The organism is Anabaena cylindrica UHCC 0172 (assembly GCF_034931625.1).
GTDB classification, from domain to species: domain Bacteria; phylum Cyanobacteriota; class Cyanobacteriia; order Cyanobacteriales; family Nostocaceae; genus Anabaena; species Anabaena cylindrica_A.
Genome location: NZ_JAYGGY010000084.1, coordinates 71,887 through 89,120, shown reverse-complemented (window position 1 = coordinate 89,120; position 17,234 = coordinate 71,887). Strand labels below are relative to the sequence as shown.

Below are 17,234 nucleotides of genomic sequence, written 5' to 3'. Positions count from 1 at the left end.
CCTGGATATCCTGTTCGCGTTCACGTAGTGTGACGTAGGCATAGCGTGGCGTATGCCATATCAGACATTTTCCCTAACTAGCAACTTACGTTAAATATTTCATAAGGATTCAGGATACAGAATATTTGATATAGCAGGAAACAAGGAACAGAAGAAAAAAATATTCTTCTTTCTCCTGACTCCTGACTCCTGACTCCTGACTCCTGACTCCTGACTTCTGACTCCTAACTCTTAACTTCTGCTGTAAGTCAATCTAATTTTAAAAAAATAGTAAAAAATATCCATGAGAAAATTAATTCCCACAATATCCTTAATTCTTTCCTGTATCTCTCTAGTCAGTTGTAGTAATTCACCAACTAATACAACATCAGAAACATCAACTAATAATACTGCACAATCTCAACCTGAAACAGAAACTAAACCAAAAACTCCAACTGTCAGCAATAACACCAATAAAAGTCAACAACCACAAATTGGTACAGTCAAAGAATTAGTCAATGGCGATTTATTATGTTATGTCACATTAGTAGATGAAAAAGGCGTTGAACACCAAGTTGGTGCAAGTTTTGAAATTTGTGCAGAAGAAGCAAAATTCTTAAACAAAAAAGTGCGTGCTACTTACACCATAGAATCAGTGAATGATTGTGAAAGTGCTGAACCCTGCGGTAAAAGTCGCCAGGAATCTATAATTACCAAGATGGAAGTTTTAGGTGATCAAAGATCATCTAATTCTGAAAATATATCAGGAAGTATTATTACAGGAAATGAAATTATAAGTGGAGAAATATCAAAAGAAAAATATCCACTTGTAAATAGTAAATCACATACTATCAGTAATGGTGATTGGACAATTACAACAAGTAATCATGACTCTTGGACAGGAATTAATAATACAGGCAATATTAGTTATAAAGGATGTGACGCTAAAGGTAAATGTATTGAATTAACAGGTGGTAAAATTTCTTGTCGGGATGGAAAATGTGTTACAGGTTGGAAAAATGGAGATTATATTTACATAATAGAACAACCGATTACAGAAGATGGAAATGCTCCTTCAACCCTGATTGTTAAGAAAGGTACTAGTGAAATTCTCAAATCCAAAGAATTGAAATAAGAATGCAACTTTCCTCTGTGGTATCAATCTAATATCCTCATACCAATTCTATATAAGCTGCATAAAATAATGACATCAATTGAATGATCCGTCTTTATCTGCGTTTATCTGCGGTCAATTATTCTTGATATCTTATTCTATGCAATTCAATACTGCTATTTCAGGTTCTTGTTCAACTTCGTTTGTTGCAGGTTGTTGAGTTAATAATTGAGCATTAGTAGTGGGTAATTCAATTTCACTTAGATTAGGAATATCAGAATTTACTATATTCGGTTCAGTTTTATTATCATTAGCTACAGCAGGAAATGCTACCAGTAAACTCAGTAAAGAGACTGGCAGGAAAACGAAACTCTTATTCATATTTCTGAACTCATACCCGGTAAAAACAATCACTATGGGGAATTGTCTCTATTAATAAAAAAACTGTCAAAAGACAAGCTGCCATAGTTAAATTAAAAGGAAGGAAGGAAGTTTATTTTTCAATTCCTTCCCAGATGGGTAATTAATTACTGAAGAAGAGAGTTAAGCAATTTCCTGTGTGAATGAGATTTCTTGTTGCACAATTTTCAGCATATCTAAGATTTTTTGATGGGCAAGTTTCTGTTCTTGCTTTTCAAAGTATGCTGATGCTTGTTGTAAATCAGCGATCGCTCTTTGGTAGTATCCTAAGTTATAGTTAGCTAATCCTCGGTTAACGTAAGCCAGAGCATGAATGGGTTTCAGCCTAATCACTTGGGAAAAGTCATGTATTGCGTCCAAGTAATTACCACTGCGTTCACCAAGACAACCCCGGTTAAAGTAGGCTCTCTCATCATCAGCGTTGAGACGAATTGCTAGATTAAAGTCGTTCATAGCCGCTGCTAAATTTTGCGCCTCCAAATAAGCTAAACCCCTGTCGTTGTATATATCTGCAAGCAGTAGGGTAGTACTGGGATCGATTTGAGTTAATGCTCGGTTGTAAGCAATTATTGCTTCAGAGTGATTACCTTCTCCAGCAAAAGCTATACCTTGGTTGTAGTGAGCGCGGAAATTATCAGGCTTGAGTGCGATCGCTTGATTATAATCAGCAATAGCATGGAGATAATGTCCTTGTCGGTATAGTGCTAGTCCTCGGTTGAGATAAGCCTCCGAGTCATTTGGTGCTAAATTCAGAGCTTGGGTGCAATCTGCGATCGCTTGATGGTAATCTTGTAGTTGTAGATATGCCAAACAGCGATCGCTATAAGCCGCACTAAAATCACTCCGCATTTGAATTGCTATATCTAAATTCTCTATTGCCGCTTTGTAATTACCTACCTGCAATTGATTTACACCCAACTTAAACAAGTCACTAGCTGTAATTTCACCATTAGCAACAGGTAATGAATTGGCACCAGGAGTAAAAAACATCAAAGAAAAAGCTATAATCATTACACTGAAAATTAATCTCCAGAAATTCATCAAGAATCACCATCTCCTTTGATAATTTCAGCCATCAACAATCAGCGGGACAAAAAGCCCCGCAAATTGATGAGTTGATCAACTTATGAAAAATTAGCTTACTTCCAATCTTTATCAGCTTGTTCCAGTACATAGGCAGCTACATTTTCAGCCTGGGCTGGTTTTAAGCGACCGCTGAAAGCAGGCATAGCACCTTTCCCCTTGCTAACTTGAGCAATGATAGCTTCGGCTGAGTACATATTGTACTTTACCAAATCTGCTTTCTTCAGACTTTTCGCAGCATTAACTAAATTTTTACCACCCGCATGACAAGAAGCGCAATTAGCTGTAAATACTGCTTTTCCAGCAGCAGCATCAGCCGCTAAAGCAGGACTACTGAAGGCAAAGGTGAATATAGCCATGCCTAACAGCAATACGGAAATAATCTTTTTCATTTTGTGTTCTCCCTACAACAATCACTGATTAAGTGATAGATCTTCTGTAATTCTCTTTTGATGAAGTCACATTAGTCAAACGACAGGCTGTCAAACTTGGTTTTCAAATTTGAGGATTATAGATTGATGGTTAGTTTCGGGGTTGAGAGTCAATACTTGTCGGTTAAGCTAAAAACATTAAATTAGGTAGGTTGGGTTGACGCTAGGAAACCCAACATTTACGGATTAACCGACAAGTATTAGGTTGAAAGTAAAACAATTAGCGGGACAAAAAGCCCCGCAAATTATTAATTGAGCAACTCAGATGTCAACTAATTTCTTACCAGCCAGCTTCTGCTTGTTCAAGTACATAAGCAGCTACATTTTCAATTTGATCTGCCTTTAAATTATCCTTGAAGGCGGGCATAGCATTCTTACCATTTGTAACTTGAGCAACAATACCTGCTGCTGAATAAATACCATACTTTTCCAAATCTTCCTTTTTCAAGGATTTGTCAGCTTGAACTAGATTCTTACCACCCGCATGACAAGAAGCGCAATTAGCTGTAAATACTGCTTTTCCAGCAGCAGCATCAGCTGCTAAAGCGGGATTACTGAAGGCAAAGGTGAAGATAGTAATGCCTAACAGTAATATAGAAATAATCTTTTTCATTTCGTGTTCTCTCTACGACAATCGCTGAATTAGGTGCAATATCCTTATATAATTCTCATCCGAGTCATCATCTGAGTCAAAAGACAAGCCGTCAAACTTCACTCTTAAAATTAGTAAATTTGCATCTATGATTTTAATATCTTAATATTAACTAAAGTTTCTGAGTAAAGATTAAATATTGTTTAAATAACTTGATTAATAGCATTGATAGACTGCTTTTGTTGTAGAGGAATTTCAATTACAAACTCTGCACCCTCTCCAAGCTCAGAAATGCACTCAATCGTACCATGATGTTTATCCACAATAATTTGATAACTGATGGATAATCCTAAACCAGTACCTTCTCCCACTGGTTTCGTAGTAAAAAAGGGATCAAATATCTTTTGTTTAACAGTTGTACTCATCCCTTTTCCATTATCTTTAATAGATATATTAACCCGATTAGGAGTTACTATTTTAGTGGAAATTATAATAGTTTTTTGATGATTATTACCTGCTGCTATTTGTTGCCGATTAAAATCATCTAAAGCATCAATACCATTAACCAGAATATTCATAAATACCTGATTTAATTGTCCTGGGAAACATTCAACGTTGGGCAAATCACCATAATTTTTGATAATTTCAATAGCAGAACTCTTCCCATTAGCTTGAAGACGACTCTTCAAAATCATCAAAGTACTATCAATTCCCTCATGAATATTGACAAGCTTCATATCAGATTCATCAAGTCGGGAAAAGTTACGTAATGTCAGCACAATTTCAGTAATCCGCTGCGTACCATTTGTCATGGAAGACAGAGTTTTAGGTATATCTTCCTTCAGAAAATCAAGTTGAATTTTGGCTATGTAATCATTAATTATTGATGGAGCATCAGGATATACTTCCTCATAAAGTTTAACTAAAGCAAGTAGATTATTTACATACTCCTCAATGTAAGTTAAATTACCAGAAATAAAGCTAATCGGGTTATTGATTTCATGGGCAACACCTGCAACCATTTGCCCTAAACTAGACATTTTTTCAGTTTGAATAAGTTGGGTTTGTGTAAATTTAAGCTCACTTAGTGTTTCTTGCAATCTGCGATTATTTTCATTTAATTCCTGAGTTCTTTCAATAACTTTTTCCTCTAAATTTGCATAGAGTCTAGCATTTTCTAAAGAAATGGCAGCTTGGGAAGATAGTATTTTTAAGACCAGAAGCCTATTAGGAGTAAATGCTCCTACAATCAAAGTATTTTCCAGGTAAAGAATACCAATAAGTTTACCTTGATGAACAATAGGCATACATAAAATAGATTTAACTTGATTTTTAATAATATAAGGATCAGTTGTAAATATTCCATCAGAAGTAGCATTACTAATCACTATATCTTCTCTCGTTCTTTCCACATATCTAATTAAAGATATAGGTAAATATTCGTTATCGTCAATTATTTGATGAGATTTAAATTCTTTTTTATCAACACCTTTTTTAGCTTCTATAAATAAATTTCCTTCTTTTTCTAAAATCATATAACCAGTTTCAGCACCAGCATTTTCAATCACAATCTGCATTAAACTTTCTAGTAACTCATCCAGAAGAATTTCTTCAGATAATGCTTGTGATGCTTTAATAACAGTTATGAAATCCAGATTATTTGTTTTAGAACTAGTAGCGGTTACAGTAATCGTCGTCTCCGTTGTATGTGCTTTATTTTTTGTGGAGGACTGGGAAATTAACTCTCGATATCTTGACTCTAAATCCTTAACTTTAGCGATCGCACCCCAGCGCGTATAACCATAGTGAGCCTTCTTCATGTATAATGAAGCAAACTCATTCCTTCCCAAAGCAAGATAAAATTCTGCTGCGCGTTCATAAGCTAGAGCCTCTTCTTGAATATATCCATTATTATTTGCACCCCGAATAGCCTGATCATAATATTCCATTGCTACTAGGGTTTGTCCCAAAACTCTAGCTTTTTCCGCTTCTACAAGGTCATACTTATGCTGAAAATTGACTGGAGCATGGAAAGCCCATTCCTGTAATTGCTCTTGATTCGCTACTACTTTTTCTAAAACTTCTTTTAATTCATTTTCATATTCTAAATTTGATTCAGTACTGCGTTCCAAACAGAAAGCAAGAAGTGATAAAGAATAGTAAAAATTATACTGTACTACATAAATAGTTCCATTGATGCCAACTTCATATTGTTTAGCTAAATGAACATTAGCAATAGCCATACTATAGTTTTTAAAGAAATAAGAAAGAATGATTTTTCCAAAATATACATAAAAATTAGCAGTATTATTTTCTGTCAAATTTGAAATCATAGAACTATTAAAAATTTCCCCTTCTAGATAGGAATCATTTCCTTCTTCTCTAAGAAAATCATATACTGTCTGCCTAAATATTTTTAGAGCAAAAGTAAAATAATGTTGTTTTATTTTTTGTGAAATAATTATATATTGATCCTGATTTTTTTCAAGTAATTTTAAATTTTCTCCAGCAAAAAAATGATGGGCAAAAGACAATAAAGCATTGTAACTAGCATATTCAAAATCACCTATTTCTAAAGCAAGTTTAAATCCTTCCTCTAGAGGTTTTATTGATGCGCTAATATGCTCTTTCCAATGCTTGATAAACATATTAAATACGGCATAAAACTTAGGCTTTATCTCCCTAGTGTCGAACCGATCTAAAAGTTGTAAAGACAATTGACCAAATTGATATCCTAATTCAATATCTCGCAGAGGTTTCGGTATAATTATTAATATTAATCCATAGGAAACATAAGCGTGTACGGCTAAAGATGAATTTCCATACTTGAGACAAAGCTCAATCATTGTAAAAACAATCAATGGATGAAGTGTAGGTTCTGTAAAATAAGCAGGAGGTATTGCAGTAATCAACATTCTCATAGCAGCGAGTTTACTAGGATCAGTCATTTCTGGCAGATTAGCTAACTCCTCAATTCTCAATTCTGCTGGTGGTTTTTCAGATAAGTTAACTCCGAGCATTTTTAGAACTTGTAAATCCATATCTAATGCTTCTCTCATCCTATTTTGAGAAACATAAGATTGAATCTTTTTTTCATATACTTTAACTGTATCAAGAATATTTTTGCTATTTTGTATAAAAATATCAAAAAGTTTTTCTGCCTGCTCAAAATTTGTATTTAAATACTCTACTTCTATTGTTTCTACATAAAGATTTAGTGTCAATTGATAATGAGTCTGCCAACTATCATTTAATAGCATTTCTAAGCCCATTTTAAAAAATTTGATCGCAGACTCATAAGCCGTAGAATCCTTCGCTTTGCTTCCAGCTATTAGATTTAATTGAGCCAGATTATATCTTTCTACTTGAAAATCAATTAATTCAGCACCGATATTTAGGTGGTTAACAATCTCAAATATTTTTTCTTCTCTTAATTTTTGGTCTAAATTATTTAAAAGTAATTGACCAATTTTTAAGTGAACTTCCTTTTTTTGTTCGTCTGGAATCAGCCCATAAGCTGCTTGTTGGACTCGGTCATGGAGAAATTTATAATCAATGATAAAATCATCAATCTGTTCTAAAAATTGAGGGAGTTTATAACTATGATCAAGCGGTAGAATTAGACTCACCTCAAGAGCTTCCCACAATTCTTCTGCTGTATCTTTCTGAGATTTTTCGTTAATAACAGATAGTATATCTAAATTAAATCGGTTGCCAATACAAGCAGCTAATTTGAGAGTATTTTGTGTACACTCCCGTAATTTTTGAATTTTATCGAGCATTAATGCAACAACATTATCGGTAATACCTATTTCTTGAATTTGCTCAATTTTCCATTGCCAACTACCTGTAGTGAAATCAAATAAAAGTATATTTTCTTGATAAATAAACTTCAGTACCTGAGTTAAAAAGAAAGGATTACCACCAGTTTTATTGAAAATCAACTCTGCCAGTGGCTTGGCTCTTTCTAGTTCACATTTAAAAGTATCAATAATTAATTGGTATATGTCAGTTATTTTTAAAGGTTGACAGTTAATTGTCCTGATAATTACATCAGTTTTTTCAATTTCCTGCAAAGTCAAAGTTAATGAATGAGTGCTATCTACTTCATTATCTCGGTAGGCTCCAATTATTAATAAATTTTGAATTTCTATATCTGTAGATAATAGTTGAATTAATTTCAGAGAAGCTAAATCTGCCCATTGCAAATCATCTAAAAACAGAACTAATGGGTGTTCTTTTTTAGCTAAGATACCTATAAATTTTTGAAAAAACAAATTGAAGCGATTTTGAGATTCATGTGCAGCTAGTTGAGGTAATGCTGGTTGTTCACCGATAATGAGTTCTAATTCAGGAATTACATCAATAATAATCTGAGCATTAGGAGCCAATGCTTGTAATAACTTTTCTTTCCAAGTCGCTAACTGTACATCACTTTCTGACAGTAATTGTCTAATCAATTCTTGCAAAGCTTGAATGAGAGAAGCATAGGGAATATTACGTTTAAATTGCTCAAATTTACCTGTAATGAAATAGCCTTTCTTTTGGATAATAGGCTTATGAATTTCATTAACTAGAGCTGACTTACCAATTCCTGAATAACCAGCAACTAATATCAACTCTTTTTGTCCTTGATTGACTTGCTCAAAGGCTGTTAATAAAGTTGCTATTTCTACTTCTCGACCATACAGTTTTTCTGGAATTTGCAATTGGCTAGATTGATCATGTTGTCCAATTAAAAAGCTAGATATCCGAGCAATATTTTCTAGCTGATTTAGACAATTTTCTAGATCATATTGGAGTCCAAACGCACTTTGATATCTTTCTTCAGCCGTCTTATTAAGTAACTTCATAACAATTGCAGAAATCACCTGAGGAATTTCTGGTTTTAACTGATCTACTGGTATTGGCTGTCTGGCAATATGACAGTGTATTAATTCCATTGAATCAGTAACATCAAAGGGTAATGTCCCACTTAGCATTTCATAAAAAGTAACTCCCAAAGAATATAAATCTGTACGATAATCAACCGAGCGATTCATCCTTCCTGTTTGCTCTGGGGATATATAAGCGAGGGTTCCCTCTAGCAAATCAGGATTACTAAATTTAGGTTTTTCTTTGGGAAGAAGAGATGAAATAGAAAAATCAATAATTTTAATTTGATGTGTTTGCCTGTTAACAAGAATATTTGATGGTTTAATATCTTTATGAATAATATGATGTTGATGGACTTCACCTATCGCTTGGGTGATTTTGATTGCTATTTCCAAAAAATCAAGCAATTCAACTTGCTGCCCTCTAATTAGACTATCAATAGATATGCCATCAAAATCTTCTAAAATTAACGCAAAACTATTATTATATTTCTCTAAACTGTAAGCCTTTATTACTCCTTCTATATCTAAATCTTTCAGGAGATCATATTCATATTTTAATTTAGCAATATCTTGTAAGCTAGGATAATCTATATTTAAGAGTTTAATGACTACTAATTTACCATCCTCATTTCTTTTGGCTTGATAAACAGTAGTTTTGTCTCCATTATAAATTAACTTTAAAATTTCGTAATTAGATAAATTAATCATGGCTTATCATCACACTCTGGAAATTGTTCAATACTTCCGAACGACTTATACCAATTTTATGTGAGGCTGCACAGAATAGTCAGAGAAGGTATTATTTCGTGATTCTGATAGCCAGCCATAGTAGAGAGAAAAATCTAGGGTTTCAGGCACATATAGAGATATTTCACTCCGCTGTGCTGCGTTCAACGTTAAATAGAAAGACTCTTTTCAAACAACCTCTAAAGCTACGTAATCTACTCGATTTTAATCAACATCAAATTAGGTAGTGTTCTAAGTACAGTTTGTCATTGATTATGTGTGGTAAATCAAAATCTGGGTAACTCAGTATAACAATTTATCCTTCAGAGTAACTCCGAAACCATTTTTTAGTAATGTATACTAAGTAAGGTAACATCATATCAGCCTGTAAATTACAATCATATCAACTTTTTTGGTTCATCTCGGCTCGGACAATGAGTCAGTTATTTCATCAAATTCATTCTTAATTACTGAATGGAGAGTAATAATGCTAACGTTTTATATTTTACAAGAGCAGAAAAAGTATCTAGAAGAATACATGAATAAAGTTTCTCGCTCTTTCGCTTTAGTAACTCCCTGCCTAGAAGAACCGTTAGATGCTTTCATGTCTGTTGCTTATCTAATTTTTCGTGTAGCTGATAACATTGAAGACTGCCAAATGTCATTCAAATGGAAAAAAACTCGTTTTGATGAGTTTAAACGACTATTAAAAAAACCAACTATAGCTCCAAATATTTTGTCAAGCTGGTCACTTGAGAGTTGGTTGGGACTAAATATCGACCAAAAAGAATTAATGACTTTAGAAAATGGAATAATGTTATGGCAAATTTATACACTCATACCAGACGGCATTAGAGAGATAATAGCCCGCTGGGCTGCTGCTATGGTTGAAGGTATAGAACAAATATTAGATGAACAACAAAAACCTGAGATAGTCAAACGTAATGGTGTGCGTATCTTAGCTGAAGAAAGTGATTATAATTCCTACTGTTATTTTGCCGCTGGTACTGTTGGTCTCATGGGTACAGAGTTAGCCATAGACCATTACCAATTCAATGCAGATACTGCTAAACGTCTTTTAGTACATAGTCAAACCTGTGGTCAAGCTTTACAAAAAACTAACATAGTTAAAGATTTTCCTGAAGATTTGGCAAATGGTATATGCTATTTACCAGATGTATGGATAAAAGAAGTTGATGACTTACCATTGTTATTAAAAGGCGCACCAAAAAAGTGGACGCAAAAGATTTTAAGCAATGTCATTACTGAGATAAATAATTCTGTTTCTTACGTGATAGATATACCCTATGAAGCTGTCGGTTATCGTCTAGCCAGCTTAATGTGTTTACTTCCTGCTTACCAAACACTACTCTCAGCAGCACAACAGCACGAAAAATTATTTACACCAGAACATAGTGTCAAAATTTCCCGCAGTTGTTTCTCCCAGTGCATGGAAGATGCCAAATTGATGGTGCGTGATAATAATGTACTACTAGAGTACAGCCAAAAACTACAAACTCTTGTAGAAGTAGCTTTTATATAAGTGAACTTGGCTTTGTAGAATTGCAGATATGTTTGTAGAGAAATAATAAGATTGATTCTTTCCTTAGTTTTAGGTGCAGGAAAAAATAATGTCAAAAATTCTGAATCAAAAGAAAATAGCTATTTTGGGAGGTGGTATGGCTTCCCTAACTACAGCATTTGAGTTAACAAATCAACCAGACTGGCAGGAAAAATATGATATTACCCTTTACCAAATGGGATGGCGACTAGGTGGAAAAGGGGCAAGTGGACGCAATCTAAATGCCCAAGATAGAATTGAAGAACATGGATTACACATCTTCATGGGATCTTACGAAAACACTTTTAAAGTTATGCGTCAGTGCTATGAAGAATTAGGACGAGATCCTAAAATGCCATTGGCAACATGGCAAGATGCTTTTAAACCACACAACTTCATCGTTGTCCCAGAATATATCAATCAACAGTGGATTCCCTGGCCATTTGATTTTCCAGTCAATGATTCATTACCAGGAGAAGGAAATGCAGTACCTTCTATTTGGGGACATATGTGTTTGCTCATAGAGTTTATGGTCAATCAATTCCAAAGTTCATCTTATTCACTTAATACTTTGGTAAATGACGAAGAACCATGTCCTCAAATAAACGAAATTCCCACCTGGTTAGCATCTTTATTGAAAGAGATGGAAATTGAGTGGGATACTCACATTTTACCTCATGAAATTTCCTTCCTGCATATTGCCCAGAAGTTGGTTCAAAAAATACCTCAAGAGCCTTGTAAGCACCAAGCGGTTCAACACCAAGCTCTACTTTGGTTGCTAGAAAAGTTTAAAAATTGGCTTTTTGGAAATGTTGAAGAAATTATAGAAACACACCACAAATTTCGTCGGCTTTGGATAAGTGTAGATTTGGCTTACACAATATTTCGCGGTGTAATCATTGATGGTCTGATGTTTAATGGTTTAGATGTAATTGATGATTATGACATTCAAGAATGGTTGGCCAAACATGGTGCTACCAAATACTGCATTAATTCTCCATCAGTGCGAGGTCTTTATGATCTTGTTTTTGGTTATGAAGATGGTAACGTAGATCGTCCAAATTTAGCCGCAGGAACTGGATTGCGTTCCTATCTCCGTATGCAGCTTTCTTATAAAGGTGCATTTTTTTGGAAAATGCAAGCGGGAATGGGAGATACAATTTTTGCTCCACTGTACGAAGTTCTCAAACAACGTGGGGTGAAATTCAAATTTTTCCATCGTATCAAAAACTTGGAGCTTGATGAGAATCAGAAAACAATATCTAAAATTCAGATTTGTCGTCAAGTGACACTGAAAAATGATATTTACAAACCACTTATTAATGTTAAAGATTTACCCTGCTGGCCTAGCACTCCTCTTTACGACCAGATTATAGAAGGAGACGAACTCAAAACTAAGAATATTAATCTAGAATCTGCCTGGACACAGTGGACAGATGTTGAAGAAATCACCCTCAATAAGGGAGAAGATTTTGATTTAGTTGTACTAGGCATTTCTCTAGGAGCATTGAAATATATTTGCCCAGAATTAATCCAAGCTCGTCAAGAATGGCAAGAGATGGTTGAAAAAGTTAAAACTGTACAAACTCAAGCACTTCAAGTTTGGCTAAAGCCAGATTTAAAAGAATTAGGTTGGATAATGCCTAGCCCTGTAGTCGATGCTTATGCACATCCCTTTAATACTTGGGCTGATATGAGTCACCTCAATGTTCAAGAAAGCTGGAATTCCGATAATTTTCCGGGTAATATCGCTTATTTCTGTGGACCTTTGACAGATAATGAAGAAATTCCCTCCTTTGCGGATCATGAATTTCCAGATAAAGAAACGAATCGAGTTAAAGAAGCGGCAATTCATTGGTTTAAGGAAAATATTCCTATATTGTGGCCAAAAATTAACTCAGCCCAAAATTCCCAAGAGATTGACTGGAAACTACTTTCAGATCCCCAAGAAGGTAATGGTATAGAAAGATTTGATGCTCAATTTTGGCGGGCAAATATTGAGCCTTCTGAACGTTATGTTTTATCGCTTAAAGGAACTACTAAATATCGTTTAAAACCAGATCAATCAGGTTTTGAAAATCTTTACTTAACTGGTGATTGGACTCGCAATGGTATTAATGTTGGCAACATTGAATCAACAGTCACCTCCGGAATGCAGGCATCTAGGGCAATTTCAGGTTATCCAAAAAAAATAGTGGGCGAATCAGATATTTAGGAGTTACAGCGGATTTCGCTGTTAGGAGGTACATATCTTGCGGGCAAGATGCCCGCACCACAAGAGTTTTATTATTCAAGTTTGTACCTCATTTAAATGAAATCTTCTGTATCAATGGACATATAGTGTTTCTTGAGCTACTGAGGTACACACAAATCTTGTTCTACAAGGTTATTAGCTTTGAAAATTTACTTCACCAGATTGGGAAACGCTATATCTTCAAAATAAGAAGTATAAGAGTAATAATGTGTCACAGCCAAGGAATCTAAATAACAGATTGCTTGACTGTCATCGTTACTGATTATGCTATCTGTGGAGAGGTAAAAGCGATCGCACCAGTTCTGAATTGCTACCCCATTTCCAGCATTACGGACTGTCCAGTTCAGATAGGAGTCTTATATATCCTTGAGCTAGATCCAGTTATCCCACTCACCAATAATTTTCTTGGTATATTTGATTTGAAAGCATTGCTGTAGGATTGCTCGCGTTGCTTGCATTGCTGACATGACTGTAGCTTCTACACAACCGGAATTGTAACCGTTATTGATCCAATCACCGGCTAAGTAAAGATTATTGAATCCAGATGCATCTGTTTTGAGACGATATTTAGTACTTTTAGGAACAGAAAGTACATAACGCTCTGTAGGATTGATATTAACTCGCCAATATTGAGCTTTAAACCTTTCTACACCTTGACGGTTTTGGAAATCTATGAGCAAATCCCAGTTTAATCCTTGAGGATTGTTGGGGAGAGTTGCATCAGGCCAAAGATGTCCAATTTGATTGGTGAGGAAATTTACTGCTTGTGCTTCTACTTTGATTTGTTCTTGGTTAGGGAAATTATACTCACTGCTGGGGGGAATTCCTGGATCTGCAATTACGCCAGTAAAATAGGCGCTGTTGTAGGGATAATATTCCGAAGGCCAGTTTTCTCGTGGCAATAACTCACTCATATCTGAGTAGACATCAAGAGGTTCAACATAAGCACCAAGAACGGGGCTGGGCAGTTTCCATCCTAATTGTGGCAAGGTTGATTTGAGCCATATCTGTCCACCTTGAGTAGTGACTGTTTTCACCTGGTTCAACATATTTTTCCATTGTTGATGAGCAGGATTTTTCTCAGCTTGGAGTATTTCTTGACAGATAGAAGGTAGTGCAGCTATGGAAATACCGAGGAGGACGATATCAAAGTCCTTACCTTTTGTGAGTTTAATTGTTTCCACATCTTGCCAAGGTGTCCAATAGGACTCTAAATTGATTTCCTGATCTTGGAGCTTTTGGGCTTCTGCGTCCACAATCTGATCATAGAGAGGTTGATTAGGCCAACACAATAGGTCTTTAACTGGGATCAGAGGTTGATATTCTTGTTGTGGATGTTTTAAATTAACTTGGCGTGCGATCGCAATTTCGGCTATAGATTCCTGATTTTGATCAAGGTGCAACTCTTTGACAACATGGAAAAACTTGAATTTTACACCCCGACGCTTCAAGACTTCATATAGAGGAGTAATCACCGTATCACCCATGCCAGCTTGCATTTTCCACATGATTGCACCGTTGTACTGGAACAAGATAGTCATGAGGATACGAATAGCTGTTCCTGCGGCTAATTGAGGGTTGTTGGTGTTCCCTTCTGGAAAGCCATAAACGAGATCATATAAAACTCGGATAAATGCCGAATTAACGCTTGTTTCCCGCGCCCCGTGTTTCCTTAACCACTGTTTGTAGTCATACTCATCTAAGTGATCTAAAGAACGATAAATCAGGACTCCATCGATCAATAAACCCCGAATGTTAGCTAGTGCTAGATCAATCAGAGTTAACCGCCACTGAATTTCAAAGTTTTGTTCAATGTCAGTATCTAAATAATTACTAAAATTCTCTGTAAAGCGATTGATTAATTTCAGAATAAATTGGTGCTGTTCTCGTTTATGAGTTTTGGTATTTTCAGGTAGGAATTGAGCGAAGTTATAAGCAAGATTCAAAAACATTTCTTCCGAAGTAAAGTCAAGTTCTTGGAAGACTTTCCCCCAATTATTGTTGATATTTTTTAACCATTCTCCCCAATGATTAGGTTCTTGTAACAAGAGTTGTATTAACTGGCTAGGAACTTCAATAAGACTCTCTTCTAAAAGGAATTCAATGATTTCTTTACCAAGGGATATTTGTTGATTAAAATTCTCTAAGCAGTTTGTAGATTTTGATTGTCCAGTATTGATTTCTGTATAAGTCTGAAGCACGAATTTAATCGTTGTGCAAATGTGTTGCCAAAGAGAATATTCACCACCACCTTCCCAGGGAACTAGGGAATTTCTAGGGAAATAAAAAGGCAAGTTTACCCATTGCTGATTGATGTATTCTTCTAGAACAATCAGGCTGTGAGGTTTGAATGCGTCTTCTATGGTGCTAAATGGTCCGTTTCCTCCTAATTCTTCATAACATTGATTTAGTAGGCGAAAGGCATTTTCATAGAAACCAAAAAAGATGTGTAAACCATGTTCTTCAATGCGGTAATCAGGTTCATGATATGGTGGATGGGGTTGGAGATTGCGACCACTTGCACATTTGCCACCTAAACGCCAACCTGTTTGATAAATAGTAATGTCATAGAGGTTATTCCATCCGGGTTGGCTGGTTAATTCATAGGCTGTGGTTAAGGATGCTAATCCTCCTCCTAAAATGGTAATCTTTTTAGGTGAAAATGTTTCTGACATGATGATTTTTCCTGATTTAATATTGGTGTCAATTTAAGGTGAAAGCTTGGTAATGAATGTTAATCGAAGAACCCCACCCCTAACCCCTCCCCGCAAGCGAGGAGGGGGACTGGATTTTTGGAGGCTTAATTACTAATTCGTAATTATTTTTGTGGTGCTTGCCAAACGGCAGTTCCATTTTGAAAGCTGAAATCAAAATTAAGCAAGAAAGCTAATTTAATGGGGATTTGAATGGATTCGCTACCAGGGGAATATCCTGTGTGTAAACCCAAATCTTGAACGATGGGTTGGCTGGCAAATTTATTGATTGTCAACTCAAATTTATCGCCGAAATCATCAAAACCTAAAAGTTTTCCACCATGAAAAGTTTGTAGTTGCATGGGGGATTCAATTAAGGCTTGATAACAAGCTCTGCGACTATCTTCTGCATCACGAAATTGTTTGAGATTCACCAGTGGGACAATTTTTTTAACTAGGTAGTCAAGGAGATTAAATGGTAATCCCAACCCAGGAACAGTAATTTCGTTGTTTTTTTCAAAGAGTAAATTAGCGATCGCACTAATTGCTTCTTCAAAATTCCCCCAAGTCTTGATGGCTGGGTGTTTCCCCTCTTGGGAGATGCGTCGAACTTCCAATAAACGAGCCTCTATAGCCTTGGTTTCTGGAGTAAATTCCTTAAATACCAAGGTGTCCAAAGTAAATAAATCTGGTGGTTGATCAATTTTGGGCATCTGCACCGTCCCAAATTGTTTAAAGAAACCGTACACTTCCCTACCTGATACTAGCGGAGTGGCATTATTGACATAGATGTAGGGTATGAACCAAGCCAGACGTTCAGCGACAAATACAGGCCCGACTTTTTTCCCCACCACTGTTAACATCCAAAACACAACTTCCTGTTCTTGGACTGTTCCTTTCTCATAATCGGGAGGATTGATGGATCTTAAACTGTCTAAATTATTGATAGTCAGGATGACATGAGACATAACTGGACGATATTCAAGCTCCCCATTGCTGGGATTATTGAGATATTTGTCACACACATCCTGAAGCTTTGACATTGAAGCTTCAATCGCAAAGCCATACATTGTCGTCCCTTTAATTTCATAGGGTTGATTGAAAGCCTGGCCATCTGCTTGTTCAACATACTGAGGATAGGAAGATGGTTTTTTGCATCCACAACAATGAGCTTTAACGAAATTCGCCATGTCTTCCTCCATATTTTTGCCTTTCGCAGCTAAATCTTGGAGTAGTTGATCTGGCGTTTGCTGAACTTGATTAAGGTAATTAGTTAGATTTTGTGGTTCTTGAAAAAGTTCTGTAAATGCGCTCATAGCACCAAGAGCAGTATAAAAACTATTTTGCATTGCTTGGGAAGGGCAATTTGTATTCATATACTTTTGGGTAAAGACTTGGTGATTTTTATGGTGATATACCGAAATGTCTTAATACGAGTATAAACGATACAACTAGGTTTATACTCAAAACTCAGCAGTTAATATCAAGGTACTCCAAAAAAGCT

At 35.6% G+C, this 17,234-nt stretch carries 10 protein-coding genes; 3 read left to right on the top strand and 7 right to left on the bottom strand.

All coding sequences use genetic code 11. The features are described from left to right. Positions 1-283 precede the first annotated feature (283 nt). Positions 284-1,114, top strand: coding sequence for a hypothetical protein (locus tag VB713_RS17690; RefSeq protein WP_323312827.1), 831 nt, complete (start codon positions 284-286; stop codon positions 1,112-1,114). 132 nt (positions 1,115-1,246) lie between these two features. Here the strand turns inward: VB713_RS17690 and VB713_RS17685 are convergent, their stop codons facing one another. The 5 genes from VB713_RS17685 to VB713_RS17665 form a co-directional block, all read right to left on the bottom strand. Further along, complete coding sequence (locus tag VB713_RS17685) at positions 1,247-1,474, bottom strand: hypothetical protein (protein WP_323312826.1); 228 nt, start codon at positions 1,472-1,474, stop codon at positions 1,247-1,249. 162 nt (positions 1,475-1,636) lie between these two features. Continuing rightward, complete coding sequence (locus VB713_RS17680) at positions 1,637-2,554, bottom strand: tetratricopeptide repeat protein (protein ID WP_323312825.1); 918 nt, start codon at positions 2,552-2,554, stop codon at positions 1,637-1,639. A gap of 98 nt (positions 2,555-2,652) precedes the next feature. Beyond that, positions 2,653-2,988, bottom strand: coding sequence for a cytochrome c6 PetJ (gene petJ, locus VB713_RS17675; protein WP_323312824.1), 336 nt, complete (start codon positions 2,986-2,988; stop codon positions 2,653-2,655). A gap of 319 nt (positions 2,989-3,307) precedes the next feature. Further along, positions 3,308-3,640, bottom strand: coding sequence for a cytochrome c6 PetJ (gene petJ, locus VB713_RS17670; protein WP_323312823.1), 333 nt, complete (start codon positions 3,638-3,640; stop codon positions 3,308-3,310). 182 nt (positions 3,641-3,822) lie between these two features. Next, on the bottom strand, positions 3,823-9,204 hold the full coding sequence (locus VB713_RS17665; protein WP_323312822.1) for an AAA family ATPase: 5,382 nt from the start codon (positions 9,202-9,204) through the stop codon (positions 3,823-3,825). A 505-nt stretch (positions 9,205-9,709) separates the two neighbouring features. On the opposite strand from VB713_RS17665, the gene VB713_RS17660 reads away from it, so the two are divergent. Next, positions 9,710-10,765 (top strand): phytoene/squalene synthase family protein, encoded by a 1,056-nt coding sequence (locus VB713_RS17660; RefSeq protein WP_323312821.1) that lies wholly within the window; start codon positions 9,710-9,712, stop codon positions 10,763-10,765. 88 nt (positions 10,766-10,853) lie between these two features. Next, complete coding sequence (locus VB713_RS17655; protein WP_323312820.1) at positions 10,854-12,998, top strand: NAD(P)-binding protein; 2,145 nt, start codon at positions 10,854-10,856, stop codon at positions 12,996-12,998. 410 nt (positions 12,999-13,408) lie between these two features. On the opposite strand, the gene VB713_RS17650 is transcribed toward VB713_RS17655, so the two are convergent. Together VB713_RS17650 and VB713_RS17645 are read right to left on the bottom strand one after the other, a co-directional pair. Then, the gene (locus VB713_RS17650; protein WP_323312819.1) at positions 13,409-15,712 is read right to left on the bottom strand and encodes an NAD(P)-binding protein; all 2,304 of its coding nucleotides are present in this window, start codon (positions 15,710-15,712) and stop codon (positions 13,409-13,411) included. Between the two features lie 143 nt (positions 15,713-15,855). Continuing rightward, positions 15,856-17,106, bottom strand: coding sequence for a hypothetical protein (locus VB713_RS17645; protein WP_323312818.1), 1,251 nt, complete (start codon positions 17,104-17,106; stop codon positions 15,856-15,858). Positions 17,107-17,234: the final 128 nt, after the last annotated feature.